Origin of the sequence: Geoalkalibacter sp., from assembly GCF_030604225.1 — a bacterium.
Taxonomy (GTDB): domain Bacteria; phylum Desulfobacterota; class Desulfuromonadia; order Desulfuromonadales; family Geoalkalibacteraceae; genus Geoalkalibacter.
The window spans coordinates 43,125-62,820 of the sequence record NZ_JAUVWH010000002.1 but is presented as its reverse complement, the minus strand read 5'-3'; the positions used below and the strand labels follow the sequence as shown (position 1 = coordinate 62,820).

Sequence of the window (19,696 nt, the reverse complement as noted above, 5' to 3'; positions counted from 1 at the left end):
TCAGCGGCCAGCGCTTGGGAGAAATCCTGCTTGAGAAAAAGGTGATCAGCGCGGAGCAATTGGGGCGCGCCCTGGCCCGCCAGCAAAACCTGCCCTTTCTGGAGAGCATCTCCCTCAAGGGCCTTGACTTTGAGCTTCTCGATCGGATCCCCATCGGCTTTGCCAAGGAGTACCGCATCTTCCCCGTGCAACGGGACGACAACAGCATCGTTCTGGCCATGGCCGATCCCCTCGACAGCCGGCCCCTCAATGACCTGACGTCCCTGACCGGCGCCTATGTCGAGGCGGTAGTCGCCACGCCCCAGGAAATCCTGCGCGCCATTAATCAGGCCTACGAGTCCCGCGCCGGGGAAACCCGCGAGATCATCGGCGATATGGGCGGCGACGCCGGCGAGAACCTGCCCCAGGGCCTGGAGCCCGCCGATCTGCTCGACACCTCGGACGAAGCGCCGATCATCCGTTTCGTCAACAGCCTGGTCACCCAGGCCTATCGCGAGCGCGCCAGCGACATCCACATCGAACCCTTTGAGACCGAACTGGTGGTGCGCTACCGCATCGACGGCATTCTCTACGAAGTCGTCAAGCCGCCCATCAAGGCCCACGCCGGCATCGTCTCGCGCATCAAGATCATGTCCAACCTTAACATCGCCGAGAAGCGCCTGCCCCAGGACGGGCGTTTCCGCGTGCGCATCGCCGGCAAGGACGTGGACGTGCGCGTGTCCTCCCTGCCGACGGCCTTCGGCGAGCGCATCGTGCTGCGCCTGCTCGATAAAAGCTCCCAAGTGCTGACCCTGGAGGATGTGGGGCTGGAAAGCACCCTGCTGCAGCAGATCCACCACATGATTCACAAGACCCACGGGATCTTTCTGGTCACCGGGCCGACCGGCTCGGGCAAGACGACGACGCTCTATGCCGCCCTGACCCGGCTCAACAGCCGCGAGAAAAACATCATCACCGTCGAGGATCCCATCGAATATCAGCTGGCCGGGGTCGGACAGATCCAGGTCAATCCCAAGATCAACCTGACCTTCGCCAACGGCCTGCGCTCGATCCTGCGCCAGGATCCGGACATCATCATGGTCGGCGAGATCCGCGATGGAGAAACGGCCGAGATTGCCGTGCAGTCGGCCCTGACCGGCCACATGGTGTTTTCCACCCTGCACACCAACGATTCGGCCGGCGCCTTGACCCGTCTGGTGGAAATGGGTGTCGAGCCTTTCCTGGTCGCCTCCTCGGTGGTGGGCATTCTCGCTCAACGCCTGGTGCGCACCATCTGCCCCAACTGCAAGGAACCCTATCAGCCGACCGCGGATGCCCTTGAGGAAATGGGCTTCGGCGCCAGCCTTCCCGCGGGCGCCACCGCGTACCGCGGCCGCGGCTGCGAGCAGTGCATGGACATCGGCTATCGCGGCCGGACCGGTATCTACGAACTGCTCACCATGGATGACGAGTTGCGCGACCTGGTACTCAAGAAAAGCGACTCGGCAACCATCAAGAATGCCGCGACCCGCAAGGGCATGGTGGCCTTGCGCGATGCCGGCCTGGCCAAGGCGCTTCAGGGTCGGACCACGCTGGAGGAAGTGATGCGCGTGACGCAGGAGGACGTCTGAGGTGCCTCTGTTCGATTACGCGGGTTACAATGCCCAGGGCAAGAAAGTCAGCGGCGTCATCGAGGGCAGCGGCCGACGCACGGTCCTGCAACTGCTGAAAAACCAGGGAATCGTCGCCACCGAAATCATTCAGCAGAGCGCGGCGCCCAAAAGCCGGCGCGGCCTGCCGTCCTTCCTGACCCGCCGGCGCATCCCGATCAACGACCTCGCCGCCGCCACCCGGCAGCTTGCCACCTTGCTCAGTGCCGGAATCGCTCTCGACGAGGCGCTATCAACCCTGGCCGGGCAGCAGGAGAAGCCCGCCTTTGCCAAGGCCCTGACGCAAACCCGCGAGGACGTGGTGCAAGGCCAGGCGCTCCACCAGGGCCTGGCCCGCCATGGCCACATTTTCTCCGAACTTTATGTCAATATGGTGCAGGTGGGCGAGAGCAGCGGAACTCTTGACCAAGTCCTGCATCGCCTGGCCGATTTTATCGAGGAGCAGGCGCGGCTGCGCTCGCGCATTCAGGCGGCCATGGCCTATCCCGTGCTCATGGCGCTCATCGGCACCGGCGTTCTGTTTTTTCTCATGGCGTTCGTCGTGCCCAAGGTCACGCGCATGCTCGAGGACATGGACCGTGCCCTGCCCCTGCCGACCCAGTTGCTCATCAGCACCAGCGATTTTCTCTCGGCCTGGTGGTGGGTGTTGGTGTTGTTGCTGATTGCCGGATTGCTGGTCCTCGGCCAGTATCTCAAAACCGAGGCGGGCAAGCTGCGCTTCGATCGCCTCAAGCTGTCGCTGCCCATGTTCGGCAAGCTCAACCTGCTGCTGGCCACGGCGCGCTTCACCCGCACCCTAGGCACCCTGCTGCGCAGCGGCGTGCCCCTGCTGGCGGCGCTGGAAATCGTGCAGAACCTCATGGGCAACCGGGTTCTCAAGCAGGTTCTGGAAGACACCATCATTGCCGTGCGCGAGGGGGAAAGTCTCGCCCAGCCGCTGCTCAGATCGGGAGTTTTCCCGAAGATGGTGTCGCAGATGGCCGCGGTGGGCGAGAAAAGTGGTGAACTGGAGGAAATGCTGTTCAAGGTCGCCGATGCCTACGAGCATCAGGTCGACTCGACCATCAACGCCCTGCTCTCGCTTCTCGAACCGGTGATGATTCTGCTCATGGGCACGGTGGTCGGCTTTATCGTGCTCGCCATCCTGTTGCCCATTTTCGAGGCCAGCCAGGGGATTGGCTGAAACCGGTTGTTGGTCGTCTGTTGTTGGTTGTCGGGGAAATTTTAACTTCATCGCGGAAGATTTAGAGGAAAACATGACAAAATACCTCAAGCACTCGCAGCGTGGTTTTACTCTCATCGAGATCATGGTGGTGGTCATCATCCTGGGCATTCTGGCCGGCATCGTCGTGCCGCGTCTGCTCGACGAACCCGACGAGGCGCGCCGCACCAAGGCCCAGGTGCAGATCCGCAGCCTTGAGGAAGCCCTGTCCATGTTCAAATTGCACAACGGCTTTTTCCCCAGCACCGAGCAGGGCTTGCAGGCTCTCGTGACCAAGCCGGAAACGGGGCGCATTCCGACCAACTACAAGGACGGCGGCTATATGCGTCAGATACCCCTGGATCCCTGGGGCAATCCCTATGTCTATCTGAGCCCCGGCGTGCACGGCGATTTTGACCTGATGTCCTATGGTGCCGACGGCGAGCCGGGCGGCGAAGGCAAGAATGCCGACATTGAAAACTGGAATCTGCAATAACCCTGACCGCCTTGCCGACGCGCGGGGCTTTACCCTTGCGGAACTGACTGTTGTCGTCTTCATCATCGCCCTGATCTCGCTATTGACCCTGCCGCTTTTGGGGCGGGTCGGAAACGCCGATCTCAGGTCCGCGGGGCGCAATCTCGCCGGCTCGGTCAAGTACCTCTACAATGAGGCGGCCCTGCAACGACTCACACACCGCATGAGCTTCGATCTGGATGCCGGGGCCATCTCGTCCCTGCGCCAGGAGGTTAGCGGCGAGTGGGTGCCCTTGCCGGGTCGTCGCGCGCGCATTACCTTGCCCGGTTCGGTTCGCCTGAAAAACGTCGAGGTGGTCGGCAAGGGGCTTTTTTCCTCGGGCACCGTATCCATGGACATTTTTTCCGTGGGTTGGCTGGAAGAAACGGTGCTGCATCTGGAAGACGGTGCGGGAAAAATGACGCTGCGCTTTTCGCCGCTGACCGGCAGCGCCGAATTCTACGACGGCCACCGGGAGTTCCGCTGAGGGATGGCATGAGGAAGCAATCGGGTTTTTCCCTGCTGGAAGTCATGGTGGCCTTGGCCGTCGTCGCCATCGCGCTGGTCACGCTGCTCAGCCTGGGCAACCGCTCCATCAATGCCCAGAGCGAAATCCAGCGTCTGACTCAAGCTACCATGCTGGCCCAACGCACCCTGAGCGAAGTGGAGACCCTTTACACCCTGGGACGTGAGGGCGAATTGGAACTCAACGGAGCTTTCGAGGAACCCTTTCAGGAATATCGTTGGGAAATCGATTTTTCCGAGACGATTCTACCGGCCGTGCAGCAAGTGGATGTCCGGGTTCTCTGGGGACCCGCGGAGCGCATGGAGAGGATTGACATCGCGTCCTTCGTATTTCGCGCCGGGGGGACGCTGCGCCCGTGAGGACCAAGGGATTCACCCTGCTGGAAATACTCGTTGCCCTGACGATTACCGCCATTGTGCTGACATCGGTTTACGGGGTCTTCGCCGCCCTGAGTTCCGCCAAGGACGAACTGGAAAGCGACGCCGAGGTCTTCCATCAGGCCCGCGTGCTGTTTGATCGCATGGGACGCGAAATCCGCAGCGTTTATTACCATCCCGCCCGCGACTCCATTTTCCGGGGGGGCGAGGGCGAGGAACGCCAGGATTTTCTGGAGATGACCACCCGCGTGACCTCTCCGACCCTGCCCCGGGCCGCCGGCATTTCACGGATCCGCTACGAAGTGCGGCCCAATCCCGACGACCGTGAGGGGCCTCCCCTTTTGGTGCGTCGGGAAGAAAGCCTGCTGCCGGGCGCGGCAGCGGCGGGCATGGAGCATCGCCTCGCCGCGGGCATTCGCCTTTTTCGCCTGCGCTTTTTCGACGGCGTGGAATGGCGCGATGCCTGGAACACGGGCGACGGCGCGGGCTTGCCGCAAATGGTCGAACTGTATCTGGAAATCGAAGCGGACGGGCGGGCCCGAACCTTTCTCACGGCGGTGGAAATTCCGCGGGTCGAGCCATGAGCAAACCCTTGCTGCGCCAGGAAAAAGGCATGGTTCTGCTGCTGGTGCTGGTGGTGGTCGCCCTGCTGTCGGCCCTGCTCACCGAATTCGCCTTCTCCACGCTGGTGGATCTGCGCCTGGTTGAGACCTATCGCGACAGCACCCGGGCCTATTACCTGGCGCGCGGCGGCATGCGCGCCGGGCAGATGATCCTGCAGGAGGACCGCAACGCCTACGATGCCCGTACCGAACTCTGGGGCCAGGGGGTCGCCAATTTTCCCGTCGGTGAGGTAGGCATCGTCACCATCGACATCGAGGATCTGGACGGGCGCCTGGCCATCAACGCCTTGGTCCGGGGCAACAACCCCGACCCCGTGCAGAAGGAGCGTTTTCTGCGCCTGTTCGAGCAGTTTGATCTTGATCATCCGGCCGACATGGTTGCCGCCCTCATCGACTGGCTGGACACGGGCGACGACGTCTACGAGCAGGATGGCGCCCTGGGCGCGGAAAGCGCCTATTACCAGAGCCTGAGTCCGCCCTACGCGGCGCGCAACGGTTCCTTGGCGAGCCTCGATGAACTCGCCCTGGTGCGCGGCTTCACCCCGGAGATCGTGGCGACGCTGCGGCCCCATATCAGTCTTTATGGAGATTTGCGCATCAATCTCAACACGGCGGGCGCCGAGGTCATCGCGACCTTGCATTTCGACGAGGCCCGGCCCATCTATCTTGAGGAAGCGCAGGATATCGTGGCCGCCCGCGAACTTGAGCCCTTTGAGAATTTAGAGGATTTCCAGCGGGAATTTCCCAGCCTCTGGGAAAAATTCCCCACCAGCGCCGAGCTGACCTACAGCATCGGTTTCAAAAGCAATTACTATCAGATCAGCTCCCAGGCGTGGGTCAACGACGGCACCCGCACCGTGACCGCCGTGGTCAGCAAGAGCGCTAATAAAATCCATTCCATACGCGTCGACTGAAGAAGGTCATGGCCAAAAAATTTATCGGTATCGACATTGAGGACGGCCTGCTGCGCATCGTGATCGCCGAGGCCGGAAAAACCGGGCCGGTGTTGACGAGCGCAACGGAGAGAACCCTGCCCGCCGACGAGAATGCGCTGGTCCAGGCGCTAACCGAAAGCCTGGACCAGGTGGCGTTCGGCGACGTCGTCGCGACCTTTTTGCCGGCGGTGGGCAGTTTTTCCCGGCGGCTGGAATTTCCCTTCTCCGACCCCAAGAAAATCGCGGCGGCCCTGCCCTTGGAGATGACCAGCCAAGTGCCGGCGGGCGAGGATCTGGAATTCGACTTCCTCGCGCCCCAATCCCAGGGCGGCGGCACCTACAGGGTATCCGCGGCGGCGGCGCGAAAATCCGCCGCGGTTCTTAAGGCCGAAATTTTTCAGCAGGCCGGCGTGCCGCTGCATGTTCTGGATCTCTCCCCCTTTGCCTTCGCGGCCGGTCTGCGCCGCTGCATCGACAGCGGCGTGCTCGGCTTCATCAATGCCGGCGAAATCACCCTGGCGCACCTTGCGGAGGGACAGATCGTCGATTTCCGCAGCCTCCCGCACCGGCCGGGCCAGCCGATCGACAAATTGACTTCCCTCATCCTGCGGGACTACCTTGCCTTGGCCAAACCGGACAATGACGCGTCGCCGCCGCTCTATCTGATCGGCAGCGCCGTCACCGGCGAATTGCAGCAGGCCCTGCGCGAGGCCGAGATCGACGTGCGGATACCGGAACTGAATATCCGGGGGGAAAACCTGTCTGCCGCCCTGTTGCCCGCCGCCGCCCTGGCGCTGCGCGCCGCCCTGCCCGAACGCGATCGTCAGCTCAATTTTCTCAAGGGCGAGCTCTCGCCGAAAAGCGAATGGGCCGGATTCCGCCGCCGTCTGATCGGCGCTTCGGCCCTTCTCGGGCTCACCCTGATTCTGGCGGGCGCGGGCGCCTACACCAATTTCGCGCACAAAAAAGCCCGCGCCGAGCAGCTGCGTGAGGAAATGAGCCAGGTCTTTCGCGAAACCTTTCCCCAGACCAGCGTGATCGTCGACGTTCCGGCGCAAATGCGCTCAAACCTCGCCCAACTGCGGGAGCGCGCCCGCCTTCTGGGTCTGGGGGCCGACCGTTCGGCGCTCAACGTATTGCGCGAGGTGTCGGCGCGCACCCCGGCGGACATCACCCTGGATATCCGCGAACTCAACTTCACCAGCGATCAGCTGCGCCTCGATGGGACCACCTCATCCTTCGAGGCGATCAATCGGCTCTCCCTCAGCCTGGAGACCTCTCCCCTCTTTCGCGATGCCCAGATCACCGATGCGAAGATGGGCCTTGACGGCACGCGGGTCGATTTCCGGCTCAATCTGAGGATTTCTCCGGAGGATCTGCTGCAATGATCGCCAACCTGTCGCAACGGGAAAAACTGTTCCTCGGTATCGGAGCCTTGGCCGTCCTCGCGGTCATCCTCTGGCTCGGTGTTCTGTCGCCCTACCGCACGGGTATCGAGGCGGCCGAGGCGCGCATCCAGAGCCGCGAGCGGCAATTGGAGGAGATCCGGCTGCTGCAGCGCGAATACCGGCGCCTGCAACAAGAGCTTGCCCTGGCGGAACGGCGCCTGGTGACGAGCGCCCGGGGTTTTTCGCTGTTTTCCTTTGTCGAGGATGTCACCAACCGCACCGGTGTCCGCGAAAACCTGGTTTCCATGCGCCCCCAGAGCCCCCAGACCCTTGGCGAATTTCGCGAGGAGTCGGTGGAAATTCGCCTCGACCGCATCCGCCTCGACCAATTGGTGAGGCTGTTGCATGCCATGGAGGGCGCGGACCTGCACGTCAACACCAAAAACCTGCGCATCAGGACACGTTTTGACGACCGATCGCTGCTTGACACGACCCTCATCGTCTCTTACATGCAGAAAGCGACATGAAATCTTTCTTCAAAAGCCTCCGGAATCCCGCCCCCGGCGCAAAAAAAGCCGGCCTCGGCCCGCAACTGCTTCTGCACCTGAGCGCCCTGTGCCTGCTGTTGGTCGCGTTCCTTGTGACGTTGATCGTGCTGTTTCCCGCTCACGCCCTGCGGGATCGCGCCGAGCAGCTGATTTACGCCCAGAGCGGATTGCGCGTCGACATCGGCAGCCTGAGCGTTTCGCCGCCCTTGACGCTCGTTCTCAAGGATCTTCGATGGCAATCGGACCTGAAATCCTGGCCGGCGGTGCGCATTGCCGTTTTGCGCATTTCTCCCATCTGGTCCGGTTTACTCGGCAAGAACCCCGGCGTCCATCTCAATGCGGCGTTTCCCGTCGGTTCGCTCCAGGGCCAAGCCAATCGGGACGGAAGCCTCAGGTTCGACCTCAAGGGGGTGGGCCTGGCGCCGTTTCTTCCTGAATCCTTTCCCTACCCTATTCAGGGAACACTGACGGGGACTCTGGAATCGGTCGGTGAACTTCTTGCCAATGCCGGCCAGGCAAGCTTTCAGCTGCGCCTCGATGGCGGGGCGTTCACGGGATTGGAGGGTATTGGCGCGACCAACGGTCGCCTGGCCTTGGGGCAGGTTGCCCTGCGCGGGGAATTGCAGGGGCGCAATCTGCGCATCGAGGAGTTGCGCGCCTCCGACGGCGATCTGCTGGTCGACGGCAAGGGAACCATGCTGTTGGGCACCGACCCGCAATCTAGCCGCATCACGGCCCAAGTCGAACTGACGCCGGCGCCGTCCCTTGATCCGAATCTCGCCGACCTGCTTCTGCTGACCGGCGTCAGCCCTGATCGCACGGGGGTTTATCGCCTGCGCCTGTCGGGTTCCCTGGCCGCGCCTGTCCTACGCTGAAAGATTTGAGCTTGACTTGCCGGGCTTGATTGGCTAATGTTCGGCACTGGCTTGTCCAGATCTTAACGCTATGAATACTATACTTCCCAAGAGTTACCTGCGGGTTCTTACGGGGCTGCTTCTTCTGCTGCCGCCGTTTTTCCAGGGTTGCCAGGAAGCTTCGACCCTGGTGGTCGAGTCTCGCCAGGAACAATCCGCCCCCTCCGCCCTCGTGGTTTCCCCCGAATCCCACGGCGAACTGTCCCGCATCTTCGCCCTCAACAATTACGACCTCGACACCCTTGAGGAAGGGGTGCCCAAGCTCATCGTGCAGTCCCTTCCCCAGGATCTCGAAAACATCTCGCAAACCAGCGAAAGAAAGCGCCTGTTCTTCCTGACCCTGCTGCCCATGGTGCTCATGGGCAACGAGGAGATCCAGGCCGAGCGCGACCTGATCGAATCGGTGCTCTTGGCCCATGATCAGGGGCGGATGCCCAGTGCCGGCCTCATGGAACGGTTGGCAGACCTTCAGGTGAAGTACAAGGTCAAGGGGGACCTCTTCGAGGATAGGGCGGTGCGCGAGGCGCTGCTCAAGCGGGTGGATATCCTGCCGCCTTCCCTGGTGCTGGCCCAGGCGGCCAACGAGTCGGCCTGGGGCACCTCACGCTTCGCCAAGCTCGCCAACAATCTCTTCGGAGAGTGGACCTTTACCCCGGGCACCGGGATCGTTCCCGAGAAAAGGCCCGAGGGGCAAAGCTACGAGGTCCGCAGTTTTCCGACCATCTACGATTCCCTGCAGTCCTACATGCTCAATCTCAACACCCACCGTGCCTACGCGCAGCTGCGCGAGACTCGCGCCCGCCTGCGCCTTGAGGAGCGTCCCTTGCGGGGCGTCGAACTCGCCCAAGGCCTCACCGCCTATTCCACGCGCCGCGAAGCCTACGTCGCGGAAATCGCCGCCATGATTCGGCACAACAAACTGACCCGCTTTTCGGAAATCAGCCTGCGTGGTTCTTGATAGACCACTGCAAAGCTCAATGGGACGCGGATTTTCAGGATAAGGGCGGATTTTTCGATCTATCCGGCTTGACCTCAGAGGTTCGCCCGCATCCGGGCAACAAAAATCCCCAGCGCCAAAACCCTAAAACAAGGTCCCCAGCACGATACCCAGGGCGCTCAGCGGGCCGGCGTCACCGATGCCGTCGACGGTTTTCTCGACCTTATTCAGGGTCGTTTTGGCGTCGCGGTAGAGGTCGTCCTCGTTGACGAGACGACCGATGGTGCCCTGTCCGTCGTCGATCTTGGCGGCGATGCTGTTGATGCGAGTCATGGTTTCGCTGGTTTCGGTGTAGAGTTTGTCGTCGTGAATCAGGCGACCCAGGGTGCCTTCGCCCTGGTTGGCCTTGGCGGTGATGTCACGGATATTGCCCAAGGCGTCGGCGGCGCGTTCATGCACTTCGTCGTTGACCAGCAACTGGCCCAGGGTGCCCTCGCCGTTCTTGAGGCGCTCGGTGATCTCCTGCAAATTGGCCAGGGCCGCCGTGGTATTGGTGTAGAGTTGATCGTCGTTGAGCATGCGTCCCAGGGAACCCTCGCCCGCCTCCAGGCGCCGCGTGAGTTCCGCAAGGTTGGCGGCGACGGTCCGCACCTCGTCATGGAGCGCCCGATCGTTCACCAGTTGCCCCAGGGTCCCTTGGCCCTCATCCACCTTACGCAGAATGCTGGCGAGGCGTTCGCCGGACACATTGAGCTGCTCGCGCCCATCGTTGAGAAAGGCGCTGAAATCAGCCATGGCCGTCTTGAGGTTGCGATCGAGGTCGGCGAGCATCTGGTCGATGTTGACGCTGGGCTCGGTTGCAATCGCCGAGCCCGGCTCGAGAATCGGCTTGCCCTCGGACCCGAAGGACAGGCCGAGGAACTGCCCACCGAGCAAATTGGTCTGACGCACCCTGGCGATGGTGTCGCCCTTGACCGCCGTGCCCTCGGCCACGCGAAACACCACCTTGATGCGATAATCCTCCAGCTGAATGCTGCGCACCTTACCCACCTGCACGCCCGCCATGCGCACCGGATCGCCCTCGTTGAGGCCGACCAGGGACTCGAAATAGGCGACGTATTCCACCTGGCTTTCGAAGGGGCGGAATTCCTCGACGAACTCGATCAGCAGCGCCAGGGCGACCAGCGCGACGAGAAAGAAAAAACCGACTTTCTGCTCGGTTGAAATTGCCATTTCAGGCTCCTGTAATTCCCTTGGTCGTGGTGTAGATGAAGTTTTTCACGTTCGGATTTTCGCTGGCCTTGAGCTCGGCGGGCGTGCCGATCTCGATGATCCGCCCCTCGTGAATCATGGCCACCCGATCGGAGAGGTGGAAAGCGAAATTGAGGTCATGGCTGACGATGATGCTGGTCAGGCTCACTTCCTCCCTGAGCTTCATGATCACCCGCGCCAACTCGTCGGAGGTGACCGGATCGAGTTCCGCCGTCGGTTCGTCATAGAGAATCAGATCCGGATTCATGGCCAGGGAGCGGGCGATGGCGACCCGCTTTTTCATCCCGCCGGAGAGTTCCGAGGTCATCAGATCCTCCTTGCCCTCCAGTCCCACCAGCCGCAGTTTCTGGCGAATGATGCGGCGGATGCGTCCCTCGTTGCAGATGCGTTTTTCGCGCAGCCACAACCCCACGTTTTCTCCCACCGTCAGCGAATTGAACAGGGCCGAGGTCTGGAAGACCATGCTGTAGCGGTATTCGCGGGGCGCGTTCTTGGGCTTGGGGGCAAAGACGTCATGACCGTCGATGAGAATCCGCCCGCTGTCCGGCTTGATCAGCTTGACGATATGCTTGAGCAGCACGCTCTTGCCGGTGCCCGAAGGCCCGATGATGGAAAAGGTTTCCCCCGCCTTGATGTCCAGGCAGATGTCCTTGAGCACGTGCAGGTTGCCGAAGGATTTGTTGAGGTTTTCGATACGGATGTCGACGCCGTGCGGCTCGGCGTATTCGGCGATGCACTCGCCGCGCTCCTCCTCATCGAAAACCGTGCCGGGAAAACCGTGCACCAGCTTGTTCCACAAGCCCCGGTTGTCGTTGTCGTTGCCGTTGGATGGCTTGGTCGTGGACATGGCGGTAAGACGATCCTAAAGAGTCATGCGCGTCAGAAAATAATTTGCGACCATGATCAGCAAAAAGCCCATGACCACCGCGCGGGTGGTGGAGCGGCCGATACCGCGGGCACCGCCCGTGGTGCTGAAGCCGACGTAGCAGCCGACATGGGCGATGATGCCGCCGAACACCGTGGCCTTGAGCAGGCCCTTGAAGATCTCGGTGTAATCCAGGGCGAGAATCAGATTGTCGAAATAGACATTGAGCGGCACGTTGATGCGCGGCGTGAAACTGCTGATGAAGCCGCCGCCGAGAATGCCGATGATGATGGAGAACACCGTGAGCGCCGGCACCGCCAGCAGACAGGCGATCATGCGCGGCATGGCCAGGTAGCGCACCGGATTGATCTCCAGGGTCTTGAGGGCATCAATCTCCTCGTAGACCTTCATGGCGCCGATTTCCGCCGCCATGGCGGAACCGACCCGGCCGGCCACGAGGATGCTGGTCATGACCGGGCCCAGTTCCTTGACCATGGAGAGTCCGACGATGGCGCCGATAACGTTCTGCGTGCCGTACACCGCCAACTGGGTTCCGGTCTGCAAGGCGAGGACCATGCCAACGAAAAAGGCCATAAGCGCCGCGATGGGCAGGGTATCGTTGCCGATGTCCTTCATCTGGCGGAAAATGGACGGCAGATTGCGCGGCGCCTCCTTGAAGTAATAAAAAGTCTGCGCCAACTGTTGCAGCATCTCGCCGGTGGTTTGCGCGAGAGCCAGGAGTTTGGCGCCGATTACATGGAAAAACCGTCCGATCATGGCTTTTGCGTCGCCTCGCCCCAGGAAAAACCCCAAGGCAGATAGAACAGGGACAGGCGTCCGCCTTCAGGCTCGCGGCGCAGATGAACCAGGCCCTTGAGGAATTTGAATTCTCTCATATCGCCCCCCTCGCCCCGGTAGCTGACCAGGGGAAAGACCTCATAGGCGAGATCCGCGCCGCGGCGCTCCTTCCAGTAGAGGTTCCAGAGAAAGGAAGACACGGCGTTGCCTTGGGTGTCCCATTTGCTCTGATAAAGCGTGTAGAGGGGCGACCAGTTGCGCCGCACGCCACCCTTATCCGGAAAAAAAGGTTCCAGCAGGGCCAGAGTGGAAAAATGCGAAACCCCCTGGCGCCGCTCGTAATTGAACAGGGGCCAGAGAGCCACCCTCTTGAGCCGGGTATAATCAGGTTCATCCTCCAGCCGCAGGCGCTCCTCCAAGTTGGAATAAAGGAAAAACAGCACTTGGCGGCGCTCCCGCACCAGTTCCTCCGTGGTCAGGCGGCTGTGCAGAAAAATAGGCCAGAGCACCCAGTTGCGCTCCATGGCGCCGGTGCGCTCCTGGGAGAAAAAAGGCAGAAATTTGCGCGATTCCCGATGAGCGCCCTGTGCGCGTCGTACCAGCGGCCAAGGGGCGTTCCACTCCTCGTAATCGCGCTCGCGATCGACGATGTGGCTGAAAAAGGGCCAGAGCCAGGTGCGCTGCGAGCGTGTCGGTGAGTCGTCCGCTAAATAAAAAGGAAACACGCCGCGCCGATGGCGCGGATTGTCGGTGTCCAGCCGCAGATGCTCATTGAAGTAAAAAGGCCAGAGCACGAAACTCTTGCGATAGACGCCTTCTTTTTGGGAACTGCCGTACAAGGGCCAAAACTTTCTCCCGCTTTCGTTTTCCCCTTCAATCCGGGCATAGATCGGCCACAAAATATTGGTGATTTCCGTATCGCCTTTCCTGGTATACCCGTAAAGGGGGAACAAGGTAAAGCGAATCTCATCTCGCCAGAATTTTCCATGGAGCTTGCCGCCGAAGGGAAAGAAGGCGAAATAGTCGCCAAGCTCCCGATCCTGGCCATAAAAAATAAACGGAAACAGCATGAATTCGTCACCGCTGCCATCGGGGCGACGGTCCGAATCGGTTTCAAACAGGCGAAAAACCTGAAAATACCTCTGATCCTGCGCCAAGCGACTGCCGGCCACCGGATAGAGATACTCGGCGAACCGGCGGCCGTCCTCCTCATCATGGGCCCGGAAAAACAGCGGCCGCAGGCCGTATTCCACCTCGCTGCCCTTGCGCTCATGCTTGAACAGGGGACCGAACAGTCGCAGACTCGAATACTCAAGCCGCGGCGAACTGCGGTAATCGACCAGCGGCCAGAGCGAAAAAATTCGGTCCTGCTCTTCGGCTTGCGCCGATGAGGGCACGCCACAGGCCAGCAATAAAGCGGCCAGGACGGCCATTGTCAACATCCACGAACGCATCCTAGAAGCTTGCACTCCCATGGAGACGCTCGAAGGCGTCGCGCGCCGGCTCGAAATCCTCCTCGATGCTCAAGGCTTCGGCAAACGCGGCCAGGGCGCCTTGCGTATCCCCGCAAGCCTCCCAACACAAGCCGAGAAAGTGAAAAAATTCCGGCGCACGATATATGGCACCCAAATAAGGGTCTTGCGCCACCCGGTCCAAGATCCGCAGGGCCTCCTCGATTTCCCCCTTGCGATAAGCCTGCTGGGCCTGGCCGATGGCTTCGAAATCATCAATAAGGGGATGGTCGGGCACCCGTCCGGCATCAATGTCGTGCAGCCGCCGCTGCAATTCCTGCCGGGCGGAGCCGGCCGGCAACCGGTCGAGAATCCCCTGCCAGCGCCGGGCTGCGCCCGGATAATCCCCGAGATAATAGTCGATCTGCCCGAGGTAATTAAGAATGCCTATCTCGGGGGCGGCGTGGTTCAGGGCCTGCTGCAGATAGCCCAGGGCCTTGAGCAAATCGGCGCGGATATTGTGCAATTCGGAAAACATGGTGCCCACCTGATAGTGAGCGAGGCCGAGCTGCTGAAAAATGCCGGGGTTCCTGGGTTCAAGAAGCAGCAGGATGCGCAGCAGCGTGATCTTGCGCCGGATATAGAGCGGATCGACCTGGCGCGCATCGAGCATCACCAGTTGGCTGCCGATCTCCGCGAGAAAATGGGGATAGGCATCGCGCAATAGCGCCGCATAAGTCTGATTGTGGGGACAATCGGGAAACTCGCGCAAATAATCGTAGAGCCCTTGCCCGATGGCGTCGTCGCTGGGCTCGTCAGTCTGGTCAGCCTTGATATGCAGCGGCAGGGGGATTTTTGGCAGCGGCAAAGGTACGCGTTCGGCGCCGACGGCGACGCTGTGGCCGACCGGGGGCGTCCAGAGACGATAATAGCGTGGCGAAAGAGAGACCGGATGTTCCGGCTGATTGCTCATGGCACCTACCTGTGAAAACAATGGTCATTCGCGAGGGAGCCTGGAAACCTTGCCCGTCCCGGCATGGCGGCTCGACGCCGAGAATCATACCCCAAAATTGGGTCTAGAGGCGAGCAACATTGAGCTTGTCGCAGCCACCGCAACGAGAAAAAAAAAGAAAAGGGCGGAGCCGAAGCCCCACCCTGGGTGCCTTCCCTCGGGAAGGCTCGAACAATGACGGACCGTCTTGCTGAAACGCGACGGTTCCGGATTTTTTTTGGCTGGGGCGCTAGGATTCGAACCTAGGGATGTTGGAGTCAGAGTCCAATGCCTTACCGCTTGGCGACGCCCCAAAACGGGAGATTTCTTTTAGCAGACTTCACTACTGGGGTCAAGGGCAAAATTCACCTCGCGACCGGCCAGATAAAGGGCGCGCACCTCGGCGGTGCGGCCGGGGCTGACCAGGAATTCCTCAAGGTCGCCGAAGGTCGGCAGGGACCCCGCGCGCAGTACCTGAAAATGCGCGCCCATACGGGGCGCGAGGCTGCCCATTTCGGAGCCCAGGCCCAGGGCGCGCGCGCCATTGCAGGTGGCCATGCGCAGCAGGTCAAGGGGCGCAAGGCGCCCGGCGAAGGCCTGCCGGGCAAAGGCCAGTTCATCCCAGACGGAAAGAGAATCGTTGCTGGCCAGACTGTCGGTGCCGAGGGCCAGGTTGACCCCGGTGGCCAAGTAGTCTTCCAACGGCGCCAGGCCGACGCCCAAGCACTGATTGGAACGCGGGCAAAGCACCACCGAGGCGCCGGCCCGCGCGATCTCTTCGCAATCGTGCGCATCCACCCGCACCCCATGCACCAGCAGATTGTCGGGCACCAATCCGCCCCGCTCGGCAAGATAGGCAACAGGGCGGCGGCGAGCCGCGGGCGGCAGCATGTCACGCCATCCGACCATCGGATACAGCCGCTCGGCGATGGGACCGGAAGAGTCCATGAGGAATTGCACTTCGGCCGAGGATTCGGCCAGATGAGTCGACAGCGGCAATCCGTGGCGCCGGGCATAATTGAAGATCATCTCCAAATATTCGCCGCTGAGATTGTAGGAAGAATGGGGGGCGAGTCCCAGGCGCAGCCGCCCGGCGAGACACTCCTCGGCAATCTTGCCGAGATTGCGCAACAGCTTGCGGTTGTTGGCGGGATCAAGGCCGAGGGTTTCCAGGTACAGCCGGCCGTAAAGGGGGGCGTTGCCATATTGGCTGCGCGCCGGCAGCCAGGAAAGGATATCGCCCACCGCCCCGGTTCCGGCGGCCAGACTGGCGCGAATGCCCTCCCGAAGGGAGACGGCGAAGAGATCGGGATCCACGGCGCGCTTGACCCGGATGATGCGCAGAATCCAATCGACGAAATCGCCGGGCGTTGATTGGTCTCCGCGCTGGGCGGCCCATTGCGGAAAGTGGGTCAATTCGAGGTGGGTATGGGCATTGACGAGGGGCGGCAGCAACACACTGTCGTCGCCAAAATCGACGACCGCGGCCCGGGGATGAGCCGCGGTCATGTCCTTGATCGTGCCCAGATCGACAATCTGCCCATGGCGTACCGCCAGAGCGCCGCCTTCCAGTGCGGCGCCGCTGATCGGCACCAGGTACCGGGCCAGGTACAGCGTTTCCACGGCAGGGGTCAGATGGCTTTTTTCAGCTCGGCCTGGCCGCCCGTTTCCACCTTCTGCGCCGTGGGACGATTCTTGTCGTCGACAAAGACCAGCTTGGGCTCGTGGCCGGCGACCTGCTCCTCGGCGAGATCGAGCCAACTGGCGATGATCACCAGATCGCCCCGGGACACCAGGCGCGCCGCCGCGCCGTTGATGCAGATGGTGCCGCTACCGGGCTGACCTTCGATGGCGTAGGTCTGAAACCGGGTGCCGTAGGTGACGTTCCAAATATCGACGGCCTCATAGGGCTTGATGTCGGCCTGCTCGAGCAGATTGCGGTCGATGGTGACGCTGCCCTCGTAATGCAGGTCGGCACCGGTGACCGTGGCGCGGTGAATTTTGGATTTGAGCATTTTTCTCGTCATGATTCTGGAATCTCCTCTCCCAGATGGTGGTTGTCGATCAGGCGGGTCGTTCCCACCCTGACCGCAAGCAGCAGTAAGGCATGACGGTCGATGGTTTCCAGATCGGTGAGGGTCTCGTCGTGGCAAATCTGGATGTAATCGACCGTGGCTTCGGGTTCCTGTTGGATTCTTTCGCGCACCGCCGCCAGTACGCGGCGGCTGTCGCGCTCCCCGGCCGCGACTTGCGCGGCGGCCAGGCGAATACCGGCGAAAAGCGCCAGAGCCTGACGGCGTTGAGCGGGGCTGAGGTTGACATTGCGGGAACTCATGGCCAACCCGTCCGCCTCGCGAACAATAGGCAGGCCTCGTACTTCCACCGGCAGATTGAGATCGGCGCTCATGCGACGAATGACCGCCAGCTGCTGAAAATCCTTCTGCCCGAAAAACGCCACATGGGGCTGCACGATGCCGAACAGCTTGCACACCACCGTGGTCACTCCCCGGAAATGCCCGGGACGGCTGGCGCCGCAGAGATTACCGGTCAACCCCTCGACATCGACCCAGGTGGCGTAGCCCTTGGGATACATGGCGCTCGCGCGTGGCGCAAACAGCCAGTCGGTGCCGACGGAGCACGCCATTTCGGCATCGCGGTCGAGATCGCGCGGATAGCTGTCGAAATCCTCGCCGACGCCGAATTGGGTGGGGTTGACGAAAATACTCAGCACGAGGATGTCGCCGGCATCACGCGCCGCGCGCAGCAGCGAGAGGTGTCCCTCGTGCAGATAGCCCATGGTCGGCACGAACGCCAGGCGTTTGCCCTGGGCCCGCGCGGCCAGGCAGCGCTGTTGCATTTCGTCGATGTTGGTGATGATATCCATGGTCATGGGGTCAATCGAAAGAGTGCTCGGTCGCCGGGAACGCCGCGTCCTTGACCTCGCGGATGTACGCATCGACGCCGCCGCGAATGGTTCCGGAAACATCGGCGAATTTCTTGACGAATTTTGGTGAATACTTCTCACACAGGCCGAGGATGTCGTGAATGACCAGCACCTGCCCGTCGCAGTAAACACCGGCGCCGATGCCTATGGTGGGAATGGACACCGCGTTGCTGATATCGCGGGCGAGATAACGCGGAATGCCTTCCAGCACCAGGGCGAAGGCGCCCGCGGCCTCCACCGCCTGGGCGTCGGCCAACAGTTGCCGGGCCTGCGCCTCCTGCCGCCCCTGGACCCGATAGCCGCCCATGCGGTGGATGGACTGAGGCGTCAGGCCGATATGACCCATGACGGGAATATCCATGGCGGTGATGGCGCGGATGGTGGCGGCCTGGTTCTCACCACCTTCGAGCTTGACGGCCTGGGCACCGCCCTCCTTGATGAGGCGTCCGGCATTGAGCCGGGCGTCGCGCAGGTCGACCTGATAGGACAGAAACGGCAGGTCGGCGACCACCAGGGCTTGTCGCGAGCCGCGCACCACGGCGCGGGTATGGTAGATCATCTCTTCCATGGTGACCGGCAGGGTCGTATCGTGCCCGGAGACCACGGTGCCGACGGAATCGCCCACCAGAATCACATCGATGCCGGCTTCGTCCATGATCCGCGCCAGCGCATAGTCGTAGGCGGTCAGGACACTGATCTTCTCGCCTTCGGCTTTCATTTTCTGCAAGGCGAGGATGGTCTTGCGCTTGGGTTCCATTCCGTTTCCTACCGACGCGGGAAATGTCGGCGCCGAAAAATAAAAATGCCCTTCGATGGCGGGATCGAAAGGCAGAATGCGGCCCTCGGGCAGATCCTGCCCGGGAATTCTCTTTGGCGCCTTCCGTCCCGGTCCTTAAGGATCCAGGCGGTCTGTTTCCTGATGGTGCTTTTATTGCCGGTCGGTGTCAGCTCCAGTACGGGTTCCGGGCATTCCGACATCATTAAAAAGACGTTTCATCGAATATCACAGGTGGCGCGGCAACGTCCAGTGTTTTTTCACCACCCGAACAATTCCGTATACAAAGAATTCGTTCATTGGATCCAAGGGTTCATTGGCCGGTCTTGTCCCCAAAAAGGCGGATCCCGTCGCGATAGGCATCGCCCCGTTTTTCCCCCAGGCTCCAGTATTCACGAATTCCGCCCAGGTAGACCAGCGGATCGAAGGCCCGGGCATCCATGCGCCCTTCGGCGTCAAAGGCCGCATCCGTGGCATGGATTTCAAGGATTTCCCCCAGGACCAGCCGATAATCGCCGAGGTGATGCTCCCCCACCACCCGGCATTCCACGTTCAGCGGCGATTCGGCCACCAGCGGCGTCGCCACCTTGGTCGCCGGTTCCAGGGTTAGACCGCTTGAGGCGGGTTTGTCCGTATCCCGCCCGGATTTGAGGCCGCAGAAATCGGCCTCCACGACCAGGGATGCCGGTACCAGATTAACCGTGAAGCAACCGGTGGCAAGCAGGTTTTCATAGGTTTGCCGCTGCTGATGCAGGGCAACCGCCAGGGTCGGCGGGGTTTTACTGACGATGCCGACCCAGGAGGCGGTCATCAAATTGACGTCGCCCGCCGCGTTGCAGGTCGCAATCAGGGTGGTGGGCTGAGGAAAAAAGGTTATGCAGGGTCCGAGTTGGCGCTTTTTCACTGAATACTCCTGTTGTTCAAGGCATGGAACATCCCGGCGCCGGCCACCTTTGCACCGCACCCGCCGGAGGCTAAAATAGACATA

The 19,696-nt window shown here is 61.5% G+C and carries 21 protein-coding genes and 1 tRNA gene; 11 read left to right on the top strand and 11 right to left on the bottom strand.

The genetic code is table 11. The features are described from left to right. The 11 genes from gspE to QAT43_RS00720 form a co-directional block, all read left to right on the top strand. Positions 1 to 1,610, top strand: a 1,610-nt coding sequence (gspE, locus tag QAT43_RS00770; RefSeq protein ID WP_305041113.1) for a type II secretion system ATPase GspE, incomplete at its 5' end; no start/stop codon positions are given. 1 nt (position 1,611) lies between these two features. Further along, positions 1,612 to 2,832, top strand: coding sequence for a type II secretion system inner membrane protein GspF (gspF, locus tag QAT43_RS00765; RefSeq protein WP_305041112.1), 1,221 nt, complete (start codon positions 1,612 to 1,614; stop codon positions 2,830 to 2,832). Between the two features lie 73 nt (positions 2,833 to 2,905). Further along, complete coding sequence (gspG, locus tag QAT43_RS00760) at positions 2,906 to 3,346, top strand: type II secretion system major pseudopilin GspG (RefSeq protein WP_305041111.1); 441 nt, start codon at positions 2,906 to 2,908, stop codon at positions 3,344 to 3,346. Next, positions 3,324 to 3,851, top strand: coding sequence for a pilus assembly FimT family protein (locus QAT43_RS00755; RefSeq protein ID WP_305041110.1), 528 nt, complete (start codon positions 3,324 to 3,326; stop codon positions 3,849 to 3,851). The genes gspG and QAT43_RS00755 overlap by 23 nt, the downstream gene beginning before the upstream one ends. A gap of 8 nt (positions 3,852 to 3,859) precedes the next feature. Continuing rightward, positions 3,860 to 4,249, top strand: coding sequence for a type II secretion system minor pseudopilin GspI (gene gspI / locus QAT43_RS00750; RefSeq protein ID WP_305041109.1), 390 nt, complete (start codon positions 3,860 to 3,862; stop codon positions 4,247 to 4,249). Next, positions 4,246 to 4,851 (top strand): type II secretion system protein GspJ, encoded by a 606-nt coding sequence (locus tag QAT43_RS00745; protein ID WP_305041108.1) that lies wholly within the window; start codon positions 4,246 to 4,248, stop codon positions 4,849 to 4,851. Before gspI ends, QAT43_RS00745 begins: the two co-directional genes overlap by 4 nt. Continuing rightward, on the top strand, positions 4,848 to 5,804 hold the full coding sequence (gene gspK / locus QAT43_RS00740; RefSeq protein ID WP_305041106.1) for a type II secretion system minor pseudopilin GspK: 957 nt from the start codon (positions 4,848 to 4,850) through the stop codon (positions 5,802 to 5,804). Before QAT43_RS00745 ends, gspK begins: the two co-directional genes overlap by 4 nt. 8 nt (positions 5,805 to 5,812) lie before the next feature. Continuing rightward, a complete protein-coding gene (locus QAT43_RS00735) occupies positions 5,813 to 7,213 on the top strand; it encodes a GspL/Epsl periplasmic domain-containing protein (protein ID WP_305041105.1) in 1,401 nt (466 codons plus the stop codon). Next, a complete protein-coding gene (gene gspM, locus QAT43_RS00730; protein WP_305041104.1) occupies positions 7,210 to 7,740 on the top strand; it encodes a type II secretion system protein GspM in 531 nt (176 codons plus the stop codon). Before QAT43_RS00735 ends, gspM begins: the two co-directional genes overlap by 4 nt. Further along, positions 7,737 to 8,636 carry a type II secretion system protein GspN gene (gspN, locus tag QAT43_RS00725; RefSeq protein WP_305041103.1) on the top strand — a complete coding sequence of 300 codons (900 nt, stop codon included), beginning with the start codon at positions 7,737 to 7,739 and terminating at the stop codon, positions 8,634 to 8,636. The genes gspM and gspN overlap by 4 nt, the downstream gene beginning before the upstream one ends. 70 nt (positions 8,637 to 8,706) lie before the next feature. After that, the gene (locus tag QAT43_RS00720) at positions 8,707 to 9,633 is read left to right on the top strand and encodes a glucosaminidase domain-containing protein (RefSeq protein WP_305041102.1); all 927 of its coding nucleotides are present in this window, start codon (positions 8,707 to 8,709) and stop codon (positions 9,631 to 9,633) included. Between the two features lie 123 nt (positions 9,634 to 9,756). On the opposite strand, the gene QAT43_RS00715 is transcribed toward QAT43_RS00720, so the two are convergent. The 11 genes from QAT43_RS00715 to QAT43_RS00665 form a co-directional block, all read right to left on the bottom strand. Beyond that, the gene (locus QAT43_RS00715) at positions 9,757 to 10,845 is read right to left on the bottom strand and encodes an MlaD family protein (protein ID WP_305041101.1); all 1,089 of its coding nucleotides are present in this window, start codon (positions 10,843 to 10,845) and stop codon (positions 9,757 to 9,759) included. Between the two features lies 1 nt (position 10,846). Next, positions 10,847 to 11,731 carry an ABC transporter ATP-binding protein gene (locus QAT43_RS00710; RefSeq protein ID WP_305041100.1) on the bottom strand — a complete coding sequence of 295 codons (885 nt, stop codon included), beginning with the start codon at positions 11,729 to 11,731 and terminating at the stop codon, positions 10,847 to 10,849. A 15-nt stretch (positions 11,732 to 11,746) separates the two neighbouring features. Beyond that, complete coding sequence (locus tag QAT43_RS00705) at positions 11,747 to 12,526, bottom strand: MlaE family ABC transporter permease (RefSeq protein ID WP_305041099.1); 780 nt, start codon at positions 12,524 to 12,526, stop codon at positions 11,747 to 11,749. Continuing rightward, positions 12,523 to 13,980, bottom strand: coding sequence for a hypothetical protein (locus QAT43_RS00700; protein ID WP_305041098.1), 1,458 nt, complete (start codon positions 13,978 to 13,980; stop codon positions 12,523 to 12,525). Before QAT43_RS00700 ends, QAT43_RS00705 begins: the two co-directional genes overlap by 4 nt. Positions 13,981 to 14,002: 22 nt before the next feature. Next, on the bottom strand, positions 14,003 to 14,971 hold the full coding sequence (locus QAT43_RS00695) for a tetratricopeptide repeat protein (protein ID WP_305041097.1): 969 nt from the start codon (positions 14,969 to 14,971) through the stop codon (positions 14,003 to 14,005). Between the two features lie 257 nt (positions 14,972 to 15,228). Continuing rightward, positions 15,229 to 15,303, bottom strand: a tRNA-Gln gene (locus QAT43_RS00690). A 16-nt stretch (positions 15,304 to 15,319) separates the two neighbouring features. Continuing rightward, complete coding sequence (locus QAT43_RS00685) at positions 15,320 to 16,612, bottom strand: amidohydrolase family protein (protein ID WP_305041096.1); 1,293 nt, start codon at positions 16,610 to 16,612, stop codon at positions 15,320 to 15,322. 8 nt (positions 16,613 to 16,620) lie between these two features. Continuing rightward, a complete protein-coding gene (panD, locus tag QAT43_RS00680) occupies positions 16,621 to 17,016 on the bottom strand; it encodes an aspartate 1-decarboxylase (RefSeq protein ID WP_305041095.1) in 396 nt (131 codons plus the stop codon). Beyond that, complete coding sequence (gene panC / locus QAT43_RS00675) at positions 17,013 to 17,873, bottom strand: pantoate--beta-alanine ligase (protein WP_442900172.1); 861 nt, start codon at positions 17,871 to 17,873, stop codon at positions 17,013 to 17,015. Before panC ends, panD begins: the two co-directional genes overlap by 4 nt. Before the next feature lie 10 nt (positions 17,874 to 17,883). Further along, positions 17,884 to 18,690 (bottom strand): 3-methyl-2-oxobutanoate hydroxymethyltransferase, encoded by an 807-nt coding sequence (panB, locus tag QAT43_RS00670; protein WP_305041093.1) that lies wholly within the window; start codon positions 18,688 to 18,690, stop codon positions 17,884 to 17,886. A 331-nt stretch (positions 18,691 to 19,021) separates the two neighbouring features. Then, positions 19,022 to 19,612, bottom strand: a complete 591-nt coding sequence (locus QAT43_RS00665) for a flavin reductase family protein (protein WP_305041092.1) — start codon at positions 19,610 to 19,612, stop codon at positions 19,022 to 19,024. Positions 19,613 to 19,696 lie beyond the last annotated feature (84 nt).

Excerpts from the sequence above, each read along its gene's own strand:
- QAT43_RS00715 (WP_305041101.1), bottom strand. The coding sequence starts at position 10,845 with ATGGCAATTTCAACCGAGCAGAAAGTCGGTTTTTTCTTTCTCGTCGCG.
- QAT43_RS00695 (WP_305041097.1), bottom strand. The coding sequence starts at position 14,971 with ATGAGCAATCAGCCGGAACATCCGGTCTCTCTTTCGCCACGCTATTAT.
- gspM (WP_305041104.1), top strand. The coding sequence starts at position 7,210 with ATGATCGCCAACCTGTCGCAACGGGAAAAACTGTTCCTCGGTATCGGA.
- gspN (WP_305041103.1), top strand. The coding sequence starts at position 7,737 with ATGAAATCTTTCTTCAAAAGCCTCCGGAATCCCGCCCCCGGCGCAAAA.
- QAT43_RS00700 (WP_305041098.1), bottom strand. The coding sequence starts at position 13,980 with ATGGCCGTCCTGGCCGCTTTATTGCTGGCCTGTGGCGTGCCCTCATCG.
- gspG (WP_305041111.1), top strand. The coding sequence starts at position 2,906 with ATGACAAAATACCTCAAGCACTCGCAGCGTGGTTTTACTCTCATCGAG.
- QAT43_RS00705 (WP_305041099.1), bottom strand. The coding sequence starts at position 12,526 with ATGATCGGACGGTTTTTCCATGTAATCGGCGCCAAACTCCTGGCTCTC.
- panC (WP_442900172.1), bottom strand. The coding sequence starts at position 17,873 with ATGGATATCATCACCAACATCGACGAAATGCAACAGCGCTGCCTGGCC.
- QAT43_RS00720 (WP_305041102.1), top strand. The coding sequence starts at position 8,707 with ATGAATACTATACTTCCCAAGAGTTACCTGCGGGTTCTTACGGGGCTG.
- gspK (WP_305041106.1), top strand. The coding sequence starts at position 4,848 with ATGAGCAAACCCTTGCTGCGCCAGGAAAAAGGCATGGTTCTGCTGCTG.
- panB (WP_305041093.1), bottom strand. The coding sequence starts at position 18,690 with ATGGAACCCAAGCGCAAGACCATCCTCGCCTTGCAGAAAATGAAAGCC.
- panD (WP_305041095.1), bottom strand. The coding sequence starts at position 17,016 with ATGACGAGAAAAATGCTCAAATCCAAAATTCACCGCGCCACGGTCACC.
- QAT43_RS00735 (WP_305041105.1), top strand. The coding sequence starts at position 5,813 with ATGGCCAAAAAATTTATCGGTATCGACATTGAGGACGGCCTGCTGCGC.
- gspI (WP_305041109.1), top strand. The coding sequence starts at position 3,860 with ATGAGGAAGCAATCGGGTTTTTCCCTGCTGGAAGTCATGGTGGCCTTG.
- QAT43_RS00710 (WP_305041100.1), bottom strand. The coding sequence starts at position 11,731 with ATGTCCACGACCAAGCCATCCAACGGCAACGACAACGACAACCGGGGC.